This is a genomic window from Streptomyces specialis (genome assembly GCF_001493375.1).
In the GTDB taxonomy this organism is placed as follows: domain Bacteria; phylum Actinomycetota; class Actinomycetes; order Streptomycetales; family Streptomycetaceae; genus Streptomyces; species Streptomyces specialis.
Window position 1 is genome coordinate 205,069 of record NZ_LN929897.1, and the last position, 17,790, is coordinate 222,858.

Here is a 17,790-nt window from a genome sequence, read left to right on the forward strand (position 1 = left end):
GGCCGGACGCGGAACCGGGACGGCCGGGGCCGCCACCCCCCACAGGAGAGACCCCGGCCGCCACCGGACGGGAGCCTGATCCGGCTTCCGTCCGCACCCCCTACAGCGCTCTCGAACTGGTTTCTGTTACCGAGCGGATACGTCCGAATGCGCCATGGACTCAGCCATGCGGAACGCGTAGCGTTCAGACTCCACAGACTCACAGTCACCAGCCTTGGGAAGTACTTGGGGAGTACGCGGCGCCAGCCGCAAAGGGGGGCCGGGAGTGCAGGGGGCAGACATCGACCTGACCGCGGCGGTGCACGCGGCTCAGGGTGGGGACGAGACCGCGTTCCGGGCGGTGTTCAGGGCCGTTCATCCGCGACTGCTGGGCTATGTGCGCACCATCGTCGCCGAGCCCGACGCCGAGGACGTGACGGCGGAGGCGTGGCTGCACATATCGCGTGATCTGGGGAGGTTCAGCGGCGACGCCGACCGTTTCCGCGGCTGGACGGCACGGATCGCGCGGAACCGCGCGCTGGACCACCTGCGGGCGCGCGGCCGGCGGCCCCAGGAGTGCGGCACCGAGGAAGCCGGGCTGACCGACGTCGCCTCCTCGGCCGACACCGCGGAGGAGGCCATAGCCTCCCTGTCCACCTCGGAGGCGTTCGCGCTGGTCGCGAAGCTGCCGCAGGAGCAGGCGGAGGCCGTGGTGCTGCGCACGATGCTCGGTCTGGACGCCAAGCGCGCGGCCACGGTCCTGGGCTGCCGGCCCGGCGCGGTGCGCACCGCGAACCACCGGGGGCTGCGCCGGCTCGCCGAGCTGGTCGAGCTGTGGGGCGAGGGCCGGCTGTGACCGGCACCACGCCGGAACCTGTAACGGAAATCGGGACTACGGCGCAGTAAGAAGCAGGCCGACTGGTCATCGGCCGCGGGGCATTCCCGAGGTCCCCCCCGTACCTCAGGGAGCCCCAGGCGCGGGCGGGGCGGCTTTCCCCCTAGTCCCGCCCGCGCATCTCCACCGTCCCTTCCCGCGCGCCGGGTTGTGACGCTTCTCCCAGCCGTGCCCCCTCCCACGGGGAGGTTGCCGGTCGCTACAGTCCGTTGCGGCAGGGGCGCGATGATGCGGGAGGCTGACCATGACGCGAGAGTCCGAATCCGGAAAGCCCATCGAACCGGTGTACGGTCCCGAAGCGCTCAAGGGCTGGGACCCCCGGGAGAAGCTGGGCGAGCCCGGCGACTATCCGTACACCCGGGGCGTGTATCCGTCGATGTACACGGGACGCCCGTGGACGATGCGGCAGTACGCGGGCTTCGGCACGGCGGTGGAGTCCAACGCGCGGTACAAGCAGCTCATCGCCAACGGGACGATGGGCCTGTCCGTGGCGTTCGACCTGCCCACGCAGATGGGGCACGACTCCGACGCGCCGATCTCGCACGGCGAGGTCGGCAAGGTCGGCGTGGCGATCGACTCCGTGGACGACATGCGGGTGCTGTTCGACGGCATCCCGCTGGACAAGGTGTCCACGTCGATGACGATCAACGCGCCCGCCGCGCTGCTCCTGCTGCTCTACCAGCTCGTCGCCGAGGAGCAGGGCGTCGGCCCGGCCCAGCTCACCGGGACCATCCAGAACGACGTGCTGAAGGAGTACATCGCCCGGGGGACGTACATCTTCCCGCCCAAGCCGTCGCTGCGGCTGATCGCGGACATCTTCAAGTACTGCAAGGCCGAGCTGCCGAAGTGGAACACCATCTCCATCTCCGGCTACCACATGGCCGAGGCGGGGGCGACGCCCGCGCAGGAGATCGCGTTCACCCTGGCCGACGGCATCGAGTACGTGCGCACCGCCGTGGCCTCCGGGATGGACGTGGACGACTTCGCGCCGAGGCTGTCGTTCTTCTTCGTCGCCCGGACGACCCTGCTGGAGGAGATCGCCAAGTTCCGCGCGGCCCGCCGCATCTGGGCGCGGGTGATGCGCGAGGAGTTCGGCGCGAAGAACCCCAAGTCGCTGATGCTGCGCTTCCACACCCAGACCGCGGGCGTGCAGCTCACCGCGCAGCAGCCCGAGGTGAACCTGGTGCGCGTCGCCGTCCAGGCCCTGGGCGCGGTGCTCGGCGGCACCCAGTCGCTGCACACCAACTCCTACGACGAGGCCATCGCTCTGCCGACCGACAAGTCGGCCCGGCTGGCGCTGCGCACCCAGCAGGTCCTGGCGTACGAGACGGATGTCACGGCCACCGTGGACCCGTTCGCCGGGTCGTACGTCATCGAGTCGATGACCGACGACCTGGAGACGGCGATCGTGGACCTGATGCGTCAGGTCGAGGACCGGGGCGGGGCCGTCAACGCGATCGAGCAGGGCTTCCAGAAGTCCGAGATCGAGCGCAGCGCCTACCGTGTGGCGCAGGAGACGGAGGCCGGCGAGCGCGTCGTCGTCGGCGTCAACCGCTACCAGCTCGACGAGGAGGAGCCGTACGAGCCGCTGCGGGTGGACCCGGCCATCGAGGCGCAGCAGGCCGAGCGGCTGGCGCGGTTGCGGGCCGAGCGGGACCAGGCGGCGGTGGACGCGGCGCTGGCCGCGCTGGCCGCCGCGGCGTCCGGCGACGAGGAGAACGTGCTGTACCCCATGAAGGAGGCGCTGCGCCTGCGCGCCACGGTCGGTGAGGTTTGTAACACGCTCCGGGGGGTGTGGGGCGCGTACGTGCCGTCCGAAACCTTCTGAGCCCGTTGGCTCCAGCCTCCCCCGGTAGATGAACACAGGGTGTCCACCGGGGGATTTCTCCGCGAACGACTCTTCGCCGGTGGGGCGCCGCCACCGGCCCGATCCGTGCCGGACCGGCCCCGCGGGCACCCCGGAGCTGAGTTCGTCTTTACTTGTCATGCTGTTAACTGGTTGTTGTGACTGAGTTGGCCCAGCACTCGACACCGCTCCCTAGCCTGGAAGCCGTGCCCGTTTCATCCCCCACCCCACTCCGTGTGGCCGTGCTGGCGGATTCCGATACCCGGTGGAAGTGGGGCGCGCTGACGGCGCGCCGGATCGCCCCGGAGTCGACCGTCCATGGCTACCTGCTGTGGGGGCGCGCCACGCCCACCGAGCGGCAGTTGGCGGGGATCGGGGCCGAGGCGGACGTCCTGCGCGAGGTCAGCGCGGCGGATTTCCTCGCCGACCTCGGTGAGCGCGCCCACGGCGACGGCGGCAAGGAGCCGATCGACGTCCTGATCCTCGCCTGTGTGGGCGGCACCATCCAGGCCATGCTGCACGGGCTCGCCCGCGCCTGGCGCACCGCCGACCGGCGGCCGGTCGTCGTGACCGGATATGTCGGGGTCGTGTACGAGAAGCTGCCCGACGGGCTGCTGCTGCGGCACGGCGCGGACATGGTCCTGGCGAACAGCCCCTTCGACGCGCGGCGCTTCCGCGCGGTCTACGACGGCGTCCGCGCCGACAGCTCATCCGTCACCGAGTGCGCCTTGCCGTTCCTCGACGGACGCGCCTACGACCCCGGCCCCGCCGCACGTGGCGAGCGGCCGTACCGCGTGGTCTTCGCCGTCCAGCCCTCGGTGCCCGACAGCCGCAAGGACCGGGTGTACCTGCTGGAGCGCGCCGTGGAGCACGCCCGCAGGCACCCCGAGCGGGAGGTCGTGCTCAAGCTGCGCAGCAAGCCCAGCGAGCACACCACGCACATCGAGGAGCTGCCCTACCAGCGGCTGGCCGAGCGGGCGAAGGATGAGCTGCCGGCCAACTTCCGCCTCGCCTACGGGAACATGGGGGAGGTCCTGGACGGGACCGACCTGCTGGTCACGGTGAGCTCCACCGCCGCGCTGGAGTCGCTGCACCGCTCCATCCCCACCGCCGTCCTGACCGACCTCGGCGTGCGCGAATCCCTCGGCAACCACTACTTCATCGGCTCCGGCTGCTTCGCCTCCTGGGACGAGCTGGACGCGGGCCACCTGCCCGAGCCCGACCCGGAGTGGCTGGCCGACCAGGGCGTGGCCACCTCGCACGACCGGGCCTTCGCCGGGGCGCGCGACCGGCTCGACGCGCTGCTCGGCGTGCGGCGCGAGAAGGGGCTGCCGCCCCTCGCGCCCTACTACGCGGCCCGCACCGCCCCCGGGTATCTGCCCGGCGTGCTGGCCCGCCACGGCCTCGACCTCAAGGGCGAGCCCGTCGCCGGGCCCCAGGCGCCCGTTCCGCAGGCGGGCATGCGCGCCGCCTCCCGCCGGCTGCTGCGCCGCACGGCGCGCGGCGCCTACCGGGCCGGTGTGCAGCGGGTCGCGCCGCTCATCCGGCGCTGGGGGCAGTTGTGAGCGCGCCGGCTCCCGAGATCCCGGACCTCACGACCGCCACCCCCGAGATTCCGAACGACGAGCACCTCCGATCGAAGGCATGTTCATGAGCACTGTGCTGGCTGTGATCCCCGCGCGCGGGGGCTCCAAGGGGGTGCCCGGGAAGAACCTCGCGCCGGTCGGGGACGCCCCCCTGGTCACGCGCGCCGTCCGCGCCTGCCGCGCCGCGCGGCTGCTCACCTCCGTGATCGTCTCCACCGACGACCCGGGGATAGCGGCGGCCGGGCACGCCGCCGGTGCCGAGGTCGTGGAGCGGCCCTCCGACATCGCCGGGGACACCGCCACCAGCGAGGCGGCGGTGCTGCACGCCATGGAGGTCTACGAGCGGCGGCACGGCGTGACGGTCGACGTGGTCCTGCTGGTCCAGTGCACCAGCCCGTTCCTGACCCGCGAGGAGATCGACGGGGTCGCCGCCGCCGTCCTCGACGGCGCCGACACCGCCCTCACGGTCGCCCCGTTCCACGGCTTCCTGTGGCGCGACGCCCCCGACGCCGGCGCCCACGGCGTCAACCACGACAAGGCGTACCGGCCCCGCCGCCAGGACCGGCCGCAGGACCTGCTGGAGACGGGCGCCGCCTACGCGATGCGCGCCGACGGGTTCCGCGAGGAGAAGCACCGCTTCTTCGGCCGGACCGAGCTGGTGCGCACCGACCCCGCGCGCGTGCTGGAGATCGACGATCCGCACGATCTCGCCCGCGCCCGGGCCCTGGCGCCGCTCTTCGACGGCGGCAAGGAGTCCGTTCCCAGCGGACCCTTTCCCGACTACCTCCCGACCCGCGCCGACATCGACGCGGTCGTGCTCGACTTCGACGGCACCCAGACGGACGACAGGGTGCTCGTCGACTCCGACGGACGGGAGCTCGTAGCCGTGCACCGCGGCGACGGGCTCGGCATCGCCGCACTGCGGCGTGCCGGTCTGCCCCTGCTGATCCTGTCCACGGAGGAGAACCCGGTCGTCGCCGCACGGGCGCGCAAGCTGCGCATCCCCGTGCTCCACGGCATCGACCGGAAGGACCTCGCCCTCAAGCAGTGGTGCGAGGAGCAGGGAATCGCGCCGGAGCGCGTGCTCTACGCGGGCAATGACGTCAACGACCTGCCGTGCTTCGACCTCGTCGGCTGGCCGGTCGCCGTCGCCAGCGCCCATGACGTCGTGCGCGGCGCCGCTCGCGCGGTCACCTCCGCGCCCGGTGGCGCAGGCGCGATCCGCGAGATCGCCTCGTGGATCCTCGGAAAGGAACTGACCACATCATGACCCCAGGCAACCGCCTTCGTGACTTCGGCGACCGTGTCGTGGGACCGGGCCGCCCGGTGTACATCACCGGTGAGATCGGCATCAACCACAACGGCGATCTGGAGAACGCGCTCGCGCTGATCGACGCCGCGGTGGAAGCCGGCTGCGACGCCGTGAAGTTCCAGAAGCGGACGCCGGAGATCTGCACTCCGCGCGACCAGTGGGACATCGAGCGGGACACCCCGTGGGGCCGGATGACCTACATCGACTACCGGCACCGCGTCGAGTTCGGCGAGGACGAGTACCGGGCCATCGACGAGTACTGCAAGAAGCGCGGCATCCACTGGTTCGCCTCGCCCTGGGACACCGAGGCCGTCGCGTTCCTGGAGCGGTTCGACCTGCCGGCCCACAAGGTCGCCTCGGCATCGCTCACCGACGACGAGCTGCTGCGCGCCCTGCGCGCCACGGGCCGCACGATCATCCTGTCCACCGGGATGTCGACGCCCCAGCAGATCCGGCACGCGGTGGAGGTCCTCGGCAGCGAGAACATCCTGCTCTGCCACGCCACCAGCACCTACCCGGCCAAGGCCGAGGAGCTGAACCTGCGGGTGATCCACACCCTCCAGGCCGAGTACCCGAACGTGCCCATCGGCTACTCGGGCCACGAGACCGGCCTGCAGACCACGCTGGCCGCCGTCGCCCTCGGCGCCACCTTCGTCGAGCGGCACATCACCCTCGACCGCGCGATGTGGGGCTCCGACCAGGCCGCCTCCGTCGAGCCGCAGGGCCTGACCCGGCTGGTGCGCGACATCCGCATCATCGAGGAGTCCCTCGGTGACGGCGTCAAGCGCGTCTACGACAGCGAGCTGGGCCCGATGAAGAAGCTGCGCCGCGTCAAGGGCGTGGTCGCCGGCCGCGAGGACAGCACCGAGGCCGCGACCGCCTCGGTCTGAGCCGCCGGGACGACGAGTCCGGCCCGAGGGAGCCCATCGGGGCTCCCTGGGGCTCGCAGGGAAGGACAGACGGGAGACCGCATGACCGACGACGCGTGCGAGCGGACACTGGCGTTCGCCGAGAGCCCGGTCCAGTTGCTGAACACGCTGGAGTGGGCCCACGCCACCGGGCCGGGCGGCTTCACCGTCGTCATCCTTCCGCCCCAGGAGCCCACCAGCAGGGGGCAGTTGCGCCGCATGGCGCAGCTCGCCCGGGACTCCGGGTGCCGCGTGCTGTGGCGCGAGGCCCGCGGTGGCGCGCTGACGCCGTCGCGGGCCCTGGCCGCCCTGGCCGGGCCGCTGCGCAGGGCCGGGCGGCTGGTCATCGGGGACCCGTTCTCCCACTATCTCCAGCTCCTGCTCTCCATGGTCGGCAGCCCGGACATCGTGGTCGTGGACGACGGGACGGCGACCATGGAGTTCACCGCGCAGCTCTCGCGCGGCGAGCGGCTGGTGCGCTGGCACCGCCCCCGGGCCAGGGGGCCGCGCGCCGTGCTGTTCACGCCGGTCGCCCGGCGCGCGGTGCGGCGCCTCACCCCGGCGGCCGACCGGTCCGTCGAGGTGTTCACCGCGATGCCCGTGCAGGCCATGCCGGGCGTCGAGGTCACGGCCAACACGTTCTCCTGGACCCGGTCCCGCTTCGGCGCGCCCCGGCTCACCGGCGGCGCCGACCTGGTCGGCACCTCGCTGGTGGAGACCGGCGTGCTGCACGAGGAGGGCTATACGGCCGCGGTCGCCGCGCTCGTCGAGGAGCACGGCATAACCCGGTACTTCGCGCACCGCAAGGAGAGCGGCGAGAAGCTGCGGCGGCTGAGCCGCGCGGCGCGCGTGGAGATAGTCCGGCCCGATCTGCCGCTGGAGCTGGTGGCGCGGCGCGGGCCGATCGGGTCGAAGATCGTCAGCTTCCCCTCCACGGTGGTGCACACGCTGCCGCGCGTGCTCGCGGACACCGGGGTGGAGGTCGTGGTCTGCGATGTCGCCGAGTCCCTCTTCACGGAACGGGTGACCGAGCGCGCCAGCGGCTTCCTCGCCACCGTCACCAGCACGGCGCGTGCCGCGCACAGCCCGGCGCCGCCGCCCGCCGCGCCCTGAGTGACCTATTCCACACGCGCGGCTGAATCAAGCAGTCATACCCAGTCACAGTCGGTCCCATGCGGGCGCGGCCACGTCTCGGAGTGTGAACTTTCCACGACGAGCGTCCTGTTGACCCCTGTTCGGGGCTACGCTCGATCACGTGAGTGATCTGCTGTCCCCGGAGCCCACCGCGTTCCCGTCGTTCGACGACGCGCTGCGGGCCGAGCTCGTCGCGTTCCGCCGGGATCTGCACATGCATCCCGAGCTGGGCAACCAGGAAGTCCGCACCACCGCCGTCATCAAGGAGCGCCTGGAGCGCGCCGGTCTCGCGCCGCGCGTCCTGGACAGCGGCACCGGCCTGATGTGCGACATACGGTCGCCGGGCGCGGACGGCCCGATCCTCGCGCTGCGCGCCGACATCGACGCGCTCCCCATCCCGGACACCAAGACCGTGCCGTACCGCTCGACCGTTCCCGGCCGGGCCCACGCCTGCGGCCACGACGTGCACGCCACCGTCGTCCTCGGCGCGGGCCTGCTGCTGGCCCGGCTGGCCGCGAGCGGTCTGCTGCTCCGCCCGGTCCGGCTGATCTTCCAGCCCGCCGAGGAGGTGCTGCCCGGCGGAGCGCCCGACGCCATCGAGTCCGGCGTGCTGGAGGGCGTGGCCCGCATCCTCGCCCTGCACTGCGACCCCCGGCTGGAGGCCGGCCGCATCGGCGTGCGCACCGGCGCCATCACCTCCGCCTGCGACCGCATCGAGGTCAGACTCGCGGGGCCCGGCGGCCACACCGCCCGCCCGCACCTGACGACCGACCTGGTCACGGCGGCGGCCAGGGTGGCCACCGAGGTCCCGGCGCTGATCGCCCGCCGTGTGGACACCCGGGCGGGCATGGCCATCACCTGGGGCCGGCTCACCACAGGGCACGCGCCCAATGTCATTCCCCAGGTGGCGGAGCTGTCCGGCACGATGCGCTGCCTCGACCTGGACGCCTGGCACGCCGCGCCCGATCTGGTGCTCGCCGCCGTGGACGAGGTGGCGACGATGTACCGGGCCAAGCCCGAGATCCAGTACGTGCGGGGCGTGCCGCCCGTGGTCAACGACGCGGCCTCCACCGCGCTGCTGGCCGAGGCGATGACCTCCCGGTTCGGCGCGGACGCGGTGACCGGCACCGAGCAGAGCCTCGGCGGCGAGGACTTCTCGTGGTACCTCCAGCAGGTGCCGGGCGCGATGGCCCGGCTCGGCGTCCGCCCGCCCGGCGACCCCTCGGCGGCTCCGCGCGACATCCATCAGGGTGACTTCGACGTGGACGAGCGGGCGATCGGGGTCGGCGTGGAGCTGCTGACCCAGGCGGCGCTCCTCGACCGGTGACCCCGCCGCCGTGAGGCCGCCCCGGGGCGCGGTTCCGGTGGGGGAACAGGTGTGGGGGCGGTGCTGATGTTGCGTACAGGTTGCGTTAACACCGATCTGATAACAGGACGAACTGTGGGGTTCGCTCCTGGTCTACGCGCGTTACGATCTGCGCAACAGCGCCGTAAGAGGCGCGTTCGACCGAAGGGAAAGCCCTCTTGCGCCGCGTATCGAGGATTGCAGCAACGGTCGCCGTCTCGGCGGTCCTCGCGCTCACCGCCAGCGCCTGTGGTGAGAGCTCCACCGAATCGAACGGGAACGACAGCAACGAGACCGGCGGCGCGTCGCACGGCGTCGGCATCGCCTTCGACGTCGGCGGTCGGAACGACCACTCGTTCAACGAGTCCGCCGCCCGTGGCGGCGACCGGGCCGAGGAGGAGCTCGGCGTCCACGTCGAGTACCAGACGGCCCGCAACGGCGAGACGGACGCCGACCGCGTCCAACGCCTGACCTCCCTGGCCCAGGAGGGCTACGACCCGGTGATCGGCGTCGGCTTCCTCTACGGCAACGCGGTCGCCGAGGTCGCCCAGGACTTCCCGGACACCACCTTCGGCGTCGTGGACTCGGCCCCCGAGGGCGACAACGTCTATGGCATGGTCTTCGCCGAGCACGAGGGCTCCTACCTCGCCGGGGTCGCCGCGGCCCTGAAGAGCGAGTCCGGCCAGGTCGGCTTCATCGGCGGCGTGCAGAACCCGCTGATCCAGAAGTTCGAGGCGGGCTTCGTCCAGGGCGTCGAGGACACCGACCCGGACATCGAGGTCGAGGTCAACTACCTCTACCGCGACGACGACCGGGGCTTCAGCGACCCGGCCCGCGCGGCCGAGCAGGCCGACGGCATGCTGGAGCGCGGCGTGGACGTGATCTACACCGCGGCCGGCTCCTCCGGCCAGGGCTCGATCGAGGAGGTCGCCGGCGTCGAGGGCGCCTGGGCGATCGGCGTGGACTCCGACCAGTACGCGCAGCCGGGGCTGGCCGAGTTCCAGGACTCGATCCTGACCTCGGTGGTCAAGGGCGTGGACGTGGCGGTGTACGACCTGATCGAGTCGGTCGTCGGCGGTGAGGCGCCGTCCGGCGTCCACGAGTACACGCTCGCCGAGGACGGCGTCTCGCTGTCCACCTCCGGCGGGTTCATCGACGACATCCAGGCCGAGATCGACGAGGCCACCCGGCGGATCGTGGACGGCGAGATCACCGTCGCCGACACCCCCTAGTCCGCCCGGTCCCCGACGGACCACCCGCGGTACCCCGTACCGCCGGCGCCCTGGTGGGCGCCGGCGGGCGGGCGGTCGGCCGCACCGGGACATGTCGCTCCGGCCGGCGTCCACCGCCTGCGCGGCACCCGGCCCGGCAGGTGTTTCTACGCGAGTAGAAGATCCGGTGGGCCCACCCGGCCGGCGCCCGGCGCGGTAGCGTTCGGCTGATCACGCGCCACGCCCGGCTACACTCCGCAGGCTTCAAGGAGAGTGCGTCATCCCAGCTCCCAGCAGCCGAGCGCGCCTCGGCGAGGACCCCGGCGTCCCCGCCGTCGCCCTGCGCGGCATCACCAAACGGTTCCCCGGCGTCGTCGCCAACCACGACATCGACATCACGGTCGCCCGTGGCACGGTGCACGCCCTCGTCGGCGAGAACGGCGCGGGCAAGTCGACCCTGATGAAGATCCTGTACGGCATGCAGCGGCCGGACGAGGGCACGATCACCATCGACGGCGAGCAGGTCTCGTTCCGCGGCCCGGCCGACGCCATCGCGCGCGGCATCGGCATGGTGCACCAGCACTTCATGCTCGCGGACAACCTGACCGTCCTGGAGAACGTGGTCCTCGGCGCCGAGAAGCTCCACGGCATCGGCGCCCGCGCCCGCCGCCGGATCGTGGAGCTGTCCGACGCGTACGGGCTGGGCGTCCGGCCCGACGTGCTGGTCGAGGAGATCGGCGTCGCGGACCGGCAGCGCGTGGAGATCCTGAAGGTCCTCTACCGGGGTGCCCGGACGCTGATCCTGGACGAGCCGACGGCCGTTCTCGTGCCGCAGGAGGTCGACGCGCTCTTCGGCAACCTGCGGGAGCTGACCGCCGAGGGCCTGACCGTCCTGTTCATCTCGCACAAGCTGGGCGAGGTGCTCTCCGTCGCCGACGACATCACCGTCATCCGGCGCGGCACCACCGTCGGCACGGTCGCCCCCTCGGGGACCACCCCGCGGCAGCTCGCCGAGCTGATGGTGGGCAGCGAACTGCCCACGCCCGAGACCCGCGAGTCGACCGTCACCCGGGAGCCGGTGCTGACCGTCACCGGCCTGCACCTGTCGGGCCGGGACGCGGACGGGGTGTCGCGGGCGATCCTGTCCGGCGTCGACCTCACCATCCACAAGGGTGAGGTGCTGGGCATCGCGGGCGTGGAGGGCAACGGCCAGGCCGAGCTGGTCGAGGCCATCATGGGCATCCGCCACCCCGACTCCGGCGTGATCACCATGGACGGCGACGACATCTCGCGCGCCTCCACCCGCGCGCGCCGCGAGCGCGGCATCGGGTACGTCCCGGAGGACCGGCACCGGCACGGCCTGCTCCTGGAGGCGCCGCTGTGGGAGAACCGGATGCTGGGCCATGTCACCGAGCCGCCCAACAGCCGCGGCCCGCTGCTGACGGCGCGGGAGGCGCGGGCGGACACGCGGCGGATCGTGACCGAGTACGACGTGCGCACCCCCGGTATCGACGTCACCGCCGGATCGCTGTCCGGCGGCAACCAGCAGAAGCTGATCGTCGGCCGGGAGATGAGCCACCGCCCGAAGGTGTTGATCGCCGCCCACCCGACGCGCGGCGTCGACGTCGGCGCCCAGGCGCAGATCTGGGACCACATCAAGGAGGCCCGCCGTGAGGGGCTGGCCGTGCTGCTGATCTCGGCGGACCTGGACGAGCTGATCGGCCTGTCGGACACCCTGAAGGTGATGTACCGGGGCCGGTTCGTCGCGGACGCCGACCCGGCGACCATCACCCCCGAGGAGCTGGGGACGGCCATGACCGGCGCCTCCGCGCCGGGGGCCGCCGGGACGCGAGAAGGGGAGGCCGAGTGATGAGGGCCGTGCCGATGCGGCTGGACCGGGAGAAGCTGGTCCTGGGCCTGGCCGCGCCACTGCTGTCGATCGTGACGGCGCTGGCCATCACCTCCGCCGTCATGGGCATCACCGGGGACAACCCGTTCCGCGCGTTCGGGGTGATGCTCGACTACGGCAGCAAGAGCGACAGCCAGGTCTGGATCATCAACAAGTCGATCCCGTACTACCTGTCGGCGGTCGCCGTCGCCATCGGCTTCCGGATGAACCTGTTCAACATCGGTGTCGACGGCCAGTACCGCGTCGCCGCGTTCTTCGCGGCCGTGGTGGGCGGCGCGCTGAGCGTGCCGGGCATCGTGCGGATCCCGGTCATCCTGCTGGTCGCGATGGCCTGCGGCGCGATCTGGGCGGGCATCGCCGGCTATCTGAAGGCGACGCGCGGGGTCAGCGAGGTCATCACCACGATCATGCTGAACTTCATCGGCGGCTCGCTGATCGCGTACTTCCTCCAGGAGGGCCGGCTGGCGGAGCGGGACGAGAACATCATCCACACCGCCGACATCCCCGAATCCAGCTTCTTCTTCGAGTTCCCGACCAACCCCGATCCGGTCCACGGCACGATCCTGGTCGCCGTGGCGATCGGCGTCCTGTACTGGTTCGTGCTGGGCCGCACCCGGTTCGGGTTCGACCTGCGGGCCGTGGGGCGTTCGGAGCCCGCCGCCGAGGCGAGCGGCGTCAGCGTCAGGCGCACGGTCGTCACCGCGATGCTGCTGTCCGGCGCGGTCGCCGGGCTGGTCGGCATGCCGACCCTGCTGAACGAGTCCGGCAACTACGGCAACGACTTCCCCGAGGGCATCGGGTTCACCGGCATCGCCATCGCGCTGCTGGGCCGCAACCACCCCGTGGGCATGGGCCTGGCCGCCCTGCTGTGGGGCTTCCTGGAGCGGACCGGCACCCAGCTCGAATTCGAGGGCTACGACCAGGAGATCGTCGGCGTGATGCAGGGCGTCATCGTGCTCTCCGTCGTCGTCGCCTACGAGATCGTCCGCCGCTGGGGCATCAGGCGCCAGCAGCGCCAGGTGGGCGAGCAGCTCGCCGCCCAGTCCCGGAAGAACGAAGCGGCGGAGGTGCCCGCGTGACCACCACCCTGTCCACCGCCACCGATCAGGTCCCGCCGGGCGGCGGCCGGGCCGGGACGGGCCGCCGCGGGCCGAGCTACCCCGTGGTGCTGCTGATCGTGGCCGGCGCCCTGCTGCTGCTCTCCGTCGTGCGGGCGGTCACCGACCAGTCGAGCCTGACCTCCACCGCCCAGTGGGGCGCGGCCCTGGGGTTCGCCGTCCCGATCGGTTTGGCCGGTCTGGGCGGGCTGTGGGCGGAGCGGGCCGGCGTGGTCAACATCGGTCTGGAGGGCATGATGATGCTCGGCCTGTTCGGCGCCGGCTGGATGGGCTGGCAGCACGGGCCGTGGGCCGCCGTCCTCGCGGGCGTCGTCGGCGGCGCGCTCGGCGGTCTGCTGCACGCCGTGGCCACGGTCACGTTCGGCGTCGACCACATCATCTCCGGTGTCGCCATCAACATCCTCGCCCTGGGCGTCGTGCAGTATCTGGCGAAGCTGTGGTTCGCGGCCGAGGGCAGCGAGGCCGCCGCCCTGGGCGGCAACGACAAGCAGTCGCCGCCGATGGAGCGGATGGAGCCGTTCACCGTGCCCGGGATCGCCGACGGGCTGGGGGACCTGGCGGACAAGCAGTGGTTCCTGATCTCGGACCTCGCGGGCATCCTGGGCGCGGCCGTCCACGAGGTCTCCTGGCTGACGCTGCTCGCGGTGGTGCTGTTCACCGGCACGTATCTGGTGCTGTGGAGGACGTCGTTCGGGCTGCGGCTGCGCTCCTGCGGCGAGAACCCGCAGGCCGCCGAGTCCCTCGGGGTGAACGTCTACCTGTACAAGTACGCCGCGCTCGCCGTCTCCGGCGCGCTGGCCGGGCTCGGCGGCGCGTATCTGGCGGTGCTGATCCGCATGTACCAGGACGGCCAGACCGGTGGGCGCGGCTATCTGGGCCTGGCCACCATGATCTTCGGCAACTGGCGACCGGGCGGCGTCGCGGCGGGCGCCGGCCTGTTCGGCTTCATGGACGTGCTCCAGACCCGTGACCGGCCCGTCGTCCACGCGACGCTGCTGCTGTTCGCCGTGGGCCTGCTGGCCCTGGCGGTCTGGCAGTTCTACCGGGGCAAGCGGGTCCAGGCGCTGGTCGTGGCCGCGACCGCCGGTCTGCTGTGGCTCTGGTACGCGACGACCGACACGCTGCCGCTGGAGCTGGTCACCGCCAGCCCGTATCTGACGACGCTGCTGGTCCTCACCCTCTTCGCCCAGCGGCTGCGCATGCCGAAGGCGGACGGCCGGCCCTACCGCAGGGGGCAGGCCACATGACGGCGACGCCCGACTGGGACGCCCTGCGCGCGGCGGCCCGGGACGCGATGTCCCGGGCCTACGCCCCCTACTCGTCCTACCCGGTGGGCGCCGCCGCGCTGGTGGACGACGGGCGGACGGTGACCGGCTGCAACGTGGAGAACGCCTCCTACGGCCTGGGCCTGTGCGCCGAGTGCGGCCTGGTCTCCGCCCTGCACGCCTCGGGCGGCGGCCGGCTGACCCACTTCACCTGCTGCGACGGCCGGGGCGGCGTGATCACGCCGTGCGGGCGCTGCCGTCAACTGCTGATGGAGCACGGCGGCCCGACGCTGCTGGTGGACACGGCGGACGGGATCCGGCCGCTGTCCGACCTGCTCCCCGACGCCTGGCACCTCGACTAGTGGAGAGCCGTACCCCATGGACGCCATCACCATCATCCGCGCCAAGCGCGACGGCGGGGCCCTGACCCCCGAGCAGATCGACTGGATCATCGCCGCGTACACCGCCGGCGAGGTCGCCGACGAGCAGATGGCGGCGCTGGCCATGGCCATCCTGCTCAACGGCATGACCCGTCCGGAGATCGCCCGCTGGACGGCGGCGATGATCGCCTCCGGCGAGCGGATGGACTTCTCCCGCCTGCCGCTGCCGACGACCGACAAGCACTCGACGGGCGGTGTCGGGGACAAGATCACGCTGCCGCTGGCCCCGCTGGTGGCGGCCTGCGGCGCGGCCGTTCCGCAGTTGTCGGGCCGGGGCCTCGGCCACTCGGGCGGCACGCTCGACAAGCTGGAGTCCATCCCCGGCTGGCGGGCCTCGCTGGACAACGACGAGATGCTGGACGTGCTGCGCGAGGCCGGGGCCGTGGTGTGCGCGGCGGGTGCCGGGCTGGCCCCGGCGGACCGGAAGCTGTACGCGCTGCGCGACGTGACCGGGACCGTCGAGTCGATCCCGCTCATCGCCTCCTCGATCATGTCCAAGAAGATCGCGGAGGGCACGGGCGCGCTGGTGCTGGACGTGAAGGCGGGCTCGGGCGCGTTCATGAAGACGGTCGAGGACGCCCGCGAACTCGCCGAGACGATGGTCGAGATCGGCACCGACCACGGCGTGCGGACGGTCGCCCTGCTGACGGACATGAGCACGCCGCTGGGTCTGACGGCGGGCAACGCGCTGGAGGTGCGGGAGTCGGTCGAGGTGCTGGCGGGCGGCGGGCCGGCGGACGTGGTGGAGCTGACGCTGGCGCTGGCCCGGGAGATGCTGGACGCCGCCGGGCTGACCGACGCCGACCCGGCGCGGGCACTGGCGGACGGGTCGGCGATGGACCGCTGGCGCCGCATGATCACCGCCCAGGGCGGCGACCCGGACGCCCCGCTGCCGACCGCGCGGGAGACGCATGTCCTGACCGCGCCGGCCTCCGGGGTCCTCACCGGGCTGGACGCGTACGCGGTGGGCGTGGCGGCCTGGCGCCTGGGGGCGGGCCGTACCCGCAAGGAGGACCCGGTGCAGGCGGGCGCGGGTGTGGAGCTGCACGCCAAGCCGGGGGACCGGGTGACGGCCGGGGCGCCGCTGCTGACGCTGCACACGGACACCCCGGAGCGGTTCGACGCGGCCCTCGCCGAGCTGGCGGGGGACGCGATCCGGATCGAGGAGGAGGCAACAGCGCGAACGACTCCGATCGTGCTGGGTCGTATCGCGTAGCGTTTCCGACCGGTCCTTTCACGGTCTCGCAACGTTCATGCCAAACCCATAGCCGACTGTCCGTAATGTCGGAATTTTTGCCATGATCGTTGCTGATGCCTTGTACCCTGAAGAACGGTTTCGGCGGACCGACACGGCAGGAGGTGAGACTGCGATGCGCAGTGAACCTCCCAGTCATCCCCCGCGCCGCGTCATCCCGCCCAGGTAGTCGAGCGGCCTGGGGCGGCAGGCGTGTGCGCGCACACCGGATGCCCGTGATCGCCTTCCGTCTCCTGGGGGTTCCTCCGTCATGACCCACCTGCCCGCCCTGCTGGAAGAGCACGACCTCGCGGGGGCACTGGAGTGGCTGGAGACGCAGCCACCGTACGCCATCGCGGACGAGATCGCCCGGATGGACGCCGTCGAGTCCGTCATCACCTTCCGGCTGCTGGACAAGGACCGCGCGCTGGAGGTCTTCGAGGAGCTGGAGCCCGTCGACCAGCAGCAGATCCTGGAGGGCCTGCGCGACCAGGCGTTCCGCGACCTGGTCGAGAACATGGACCCCGACGACCGGGCCCGGATGCTGAAGGAGGCCCCGGCCAAGGTCGCCAAGCGGGTGCTGGCCGGGCTGAGCGCGCACGAGCGGCAGATGACCGCCGCCCTGCTGGGATACCCCGAGGGGTCCGTCGGCCGGTTCATGACCCCCGAGACGGTCGCGCTCCAGCAGGACCTGACCGTGGGTCAGGCGCTGGAGGTGGTCCGCCGCCGGGGCGCCCACGCCGAGACCATCTACACCCTTCCGGTGGTGGACCGAGGGCGCCGGCTGACCGGCATCGTGGAACTGCGCGAGCTGGTGCTGAGCGAGCCGGACGCCATGGTCTCCGACCTGGTGGTGACCGAGCCGCCCAAGGCCAGGGCCACCGCCCGCGCCGAGGACGCGGCGCGGCTGATGCGCGAGACGAACGTGCTCGACCTGCCGGTCGTGGACAGCGAGGACCGGCTCGTCGGACTGCTGACCAGCGACGACGCGTTCGAGGTCATCGAGGCGGCGGACACCGAGGACGTCGCCCGCCAGGCCGGCGCCGAGCCGCTGGAGCGGCACTACATGTCGGCCAGCGTCTTCCAGTTGTCCCGCACCCGCATGATGTGGCTGATGCTGCTGCTGGTGGCCGCGACGCTGACCGTGTCCGTCACCCAGATGTACGAGGGCGAGCTGAACGCGGTCACCGATCTGGCCCTCTTCGTCCCCCTGTTGATCGGCACCGGCGGCAACGCGGGCGCCCAGGCCGCCACGGCGGCGGTCCGGGCCCTGGCGGTCGGCGAGGTGCGGACCTCCGACCTGATCCGGGTCATCTGGCGCGAGTGCCGGACCGGTCTGCTGCTCGGCTGCATGCTGGCGGGCGTCGGCTTCGTCGTCGGCGCGTTCTTCGTCGGTCTCGACGTGGCGGCCGTGGTCGGCCTGACCCTGATCGTGATCTGCGCCTGGGCCTCGACGGTGGGCGGCACGATGCCGCTGCTCGCGAAGAAGCTGCGCATCGACCCGGCCGTGGTCTCGGCCCCGATGGTCACCACGCTGGTGGACGCCACCGGCCTGGTCATCTACTTCTCGATCGCCAAGGCGGTGCTGGGTATCTGACGGCGGATCGG

Annotated in this window: 14 protein-coding genes; all 14 read left to right on the plus strand. The window is 72.1% G+C overall.

The window, feature by feature from the left end; genetic code table 11:
* Nucleotides 1-265: 265 nt before the first annotated feature.
* The 14 genes from BN2279_RS23635 (at nucleotide 266) to mgtE (ending at nucleotide 17,779) form a co-directional block, all read left to right on the plus strand.
* The gene (locus BN2279_RS23635; protein ID WP_079032449.1) at nucleotides 266-835 is read left to right on the plus strand and encodes an RNA polymerase sigma factor; all 570 of its coding nucleotides are present in this window, start codon (nucleotides 266-268) and stop codon (nucleotides 833-835) included.
* Nucleotides 836-1,118: 283 nt separating this feature from the next.
* Nucleotides 1,119-2,702, plus strand: coding sequence for an acyl-CoA mutase large subunit family protein (locus BN2279_RS23640; protein WP_059013036.1), 1,584 nt, complete (start codon nucleotides 1,119-1,121; stop codon nucleotides 2,700-2,702).
* A 224-nt stretch (nucleotides 2,703-2,926) separates the two neighbouring features.
* A complete protein-coding gene (locus BN2279_RS23645) occupies nucleotides 2,927-4,285 on the plus strand; it encodes a DUF6716 putative glycosyltransferase (protein ID WP_059013039.1) in 1,359 nt (452 codons plus the stop codon).
* Between the two features lie 85 nt (nucleotides 4,286-4,370).
* On the plus strand, nucleotides 4,371-5,576 hold the full coding sequence (locus BN2279_RS23650) for an N-acylneuraminate cytidylyltransferase (RefSeq protein WP_059013624.1): 1,206 nt from the start codon (nucleotides 4,371-4,373) through the stop codon (nucleotides 5,574-5,576).
* The gene (locus tag BN2279_RS23655) at nucleotides 5,573-6,508 is read left to right on the plus strand and encodes an N-acetylneuraminate synthase family protein (RefSeq protein ID WP_059013041.1); all 936 of its coding nucleotides are present in this window, start codon (nucleotides 5,573-5,575) and stop codon (nucleotides 6,506-6,508) included. The genes BN2279_RS23650 and BN2279_RS23655 overlap by 4 nt, the downstream gene beginning before the upstream one ends.
* Before the next feature lie 81 nt (nucleotides 6,509-6,589).
* Nucleotides 6,590-7,639 carry a hypothetical protein gene (locus BN2279_RS23660; protein WP_059013043.1) on the plus strand — a complete coding sequence of 350 codons (1,050 nt, stop codon included), beginning with the start codon at nucleotides 6,590-6,592 and terminating at the stop codon, nucleotides 7,637-7,639.
* Nucleotides 7,640-7,781: 142 nt separating this feature from the next.
* Entirely contained in the window at nucleotides 7,782-8,987 is a 1,206-nt protein-coding gene (locus BN2279_RS23665; RefSeq protein WP_059013044.1) for an amidohydrolase, read from the plus strand.
* A 197-nt stretch (nucleotides 8,988-9,184) separates the two neighbouring features.
* On the plus strand, nucleotides 9,185-10,237 hold the full coding sequence (locus BN2279_RS23670; RefSeq protein ID WP_059013047.1) for a BMP family lipoprotein: 1,053 nt from the start codon (nucleotides 9,185-9,187) through the stop codon (nucleotides 10,235-10,237).
* 259 nt (nucleotides 10,238-10,496) lie between these two features.
* Complete coding sequence (locus BN2279_RS23675; RefSeq protein WP_079032450.1) at nucleotides 10,497-12,086, plus strand: ABC transporter ATP-binding protein; 1,590 nt, start codon at nucleotides 10,497-10,499, stop codon at nucleotides 12,084-12,086.
* Nucleotides 12,086-13,204, plus strand: coding sequence for an ABC transporter permease (locus BN2279_RS23680; protein WP_059013050.1), 1,119 nt, complete (start codon nucleotides 12,086-12,088; stop codon nucleotides 13,202-13,204). The genes BN2279_RS23675 and BN2279_RS23680 overlap by 1 nt, the downstream gene beginning before the upstream one ends.
* The gene (locus tag BN2279_RS23685; protein ID WP_059013052.1) at nucleotides 13,201-14,490 is read left to right on the plus strand and encodes an ABC transporter permease; all 1,290 of its coding nucleotides are present in this window, start codon (nucleotides 13,201-13,203) and stop codon (nucleotides 14,488-14,490) included. Before BN2279_RS23680 ends, BN2279_RS23685 begins: the two co-directional genes overlap by 4 nt.
* Nucleotides 14,487-14,870: a cytidine deaminase gene (locus tag BN2279_RS23690; RefSeq protein ID WP_059013054.1), complete on the plus strand. Its 384-nt coding sequence runs from the start codon at nucleotides 14,487-14,489 to the stop codon at nucleotides 14,868-14,870. Before BN2279_RS23685 ends, BN2279_RS23690 begins: the two co-directional genes overlap by 4 nt.
* A gap of 16 nt (nucleotides 14,871-14,886) precedes the next feature.
* A complete protein-coding gene (locus BN2279_RS23695; protein WP_059013056.1) occupies nucleotides 14,887-16,164 on the plus strand; it encodes a thymidine phosphorylase in 1,278 nt (425 codons plus the stop codon).
* Between the two features lie 289 nt (nucleotides 16,165-16,453).
* Nucleotides 16,454-17,779 carry a magnesium transporter gene (mgtE, locus tag BN2279_RS23700; protein ID WP_059013058.1) on the plus strand — a complete coding sequence of 442 codons (1,326 nt, stop codon included), beginning with the start codon at nucleotides 16,454-16,456 and terminating at the stop codon, nucleotides 17,777-17,779.
* The last annotated feature ends 11 nt before the right edge of the window (nucleotides 17,780-17,790 follow it).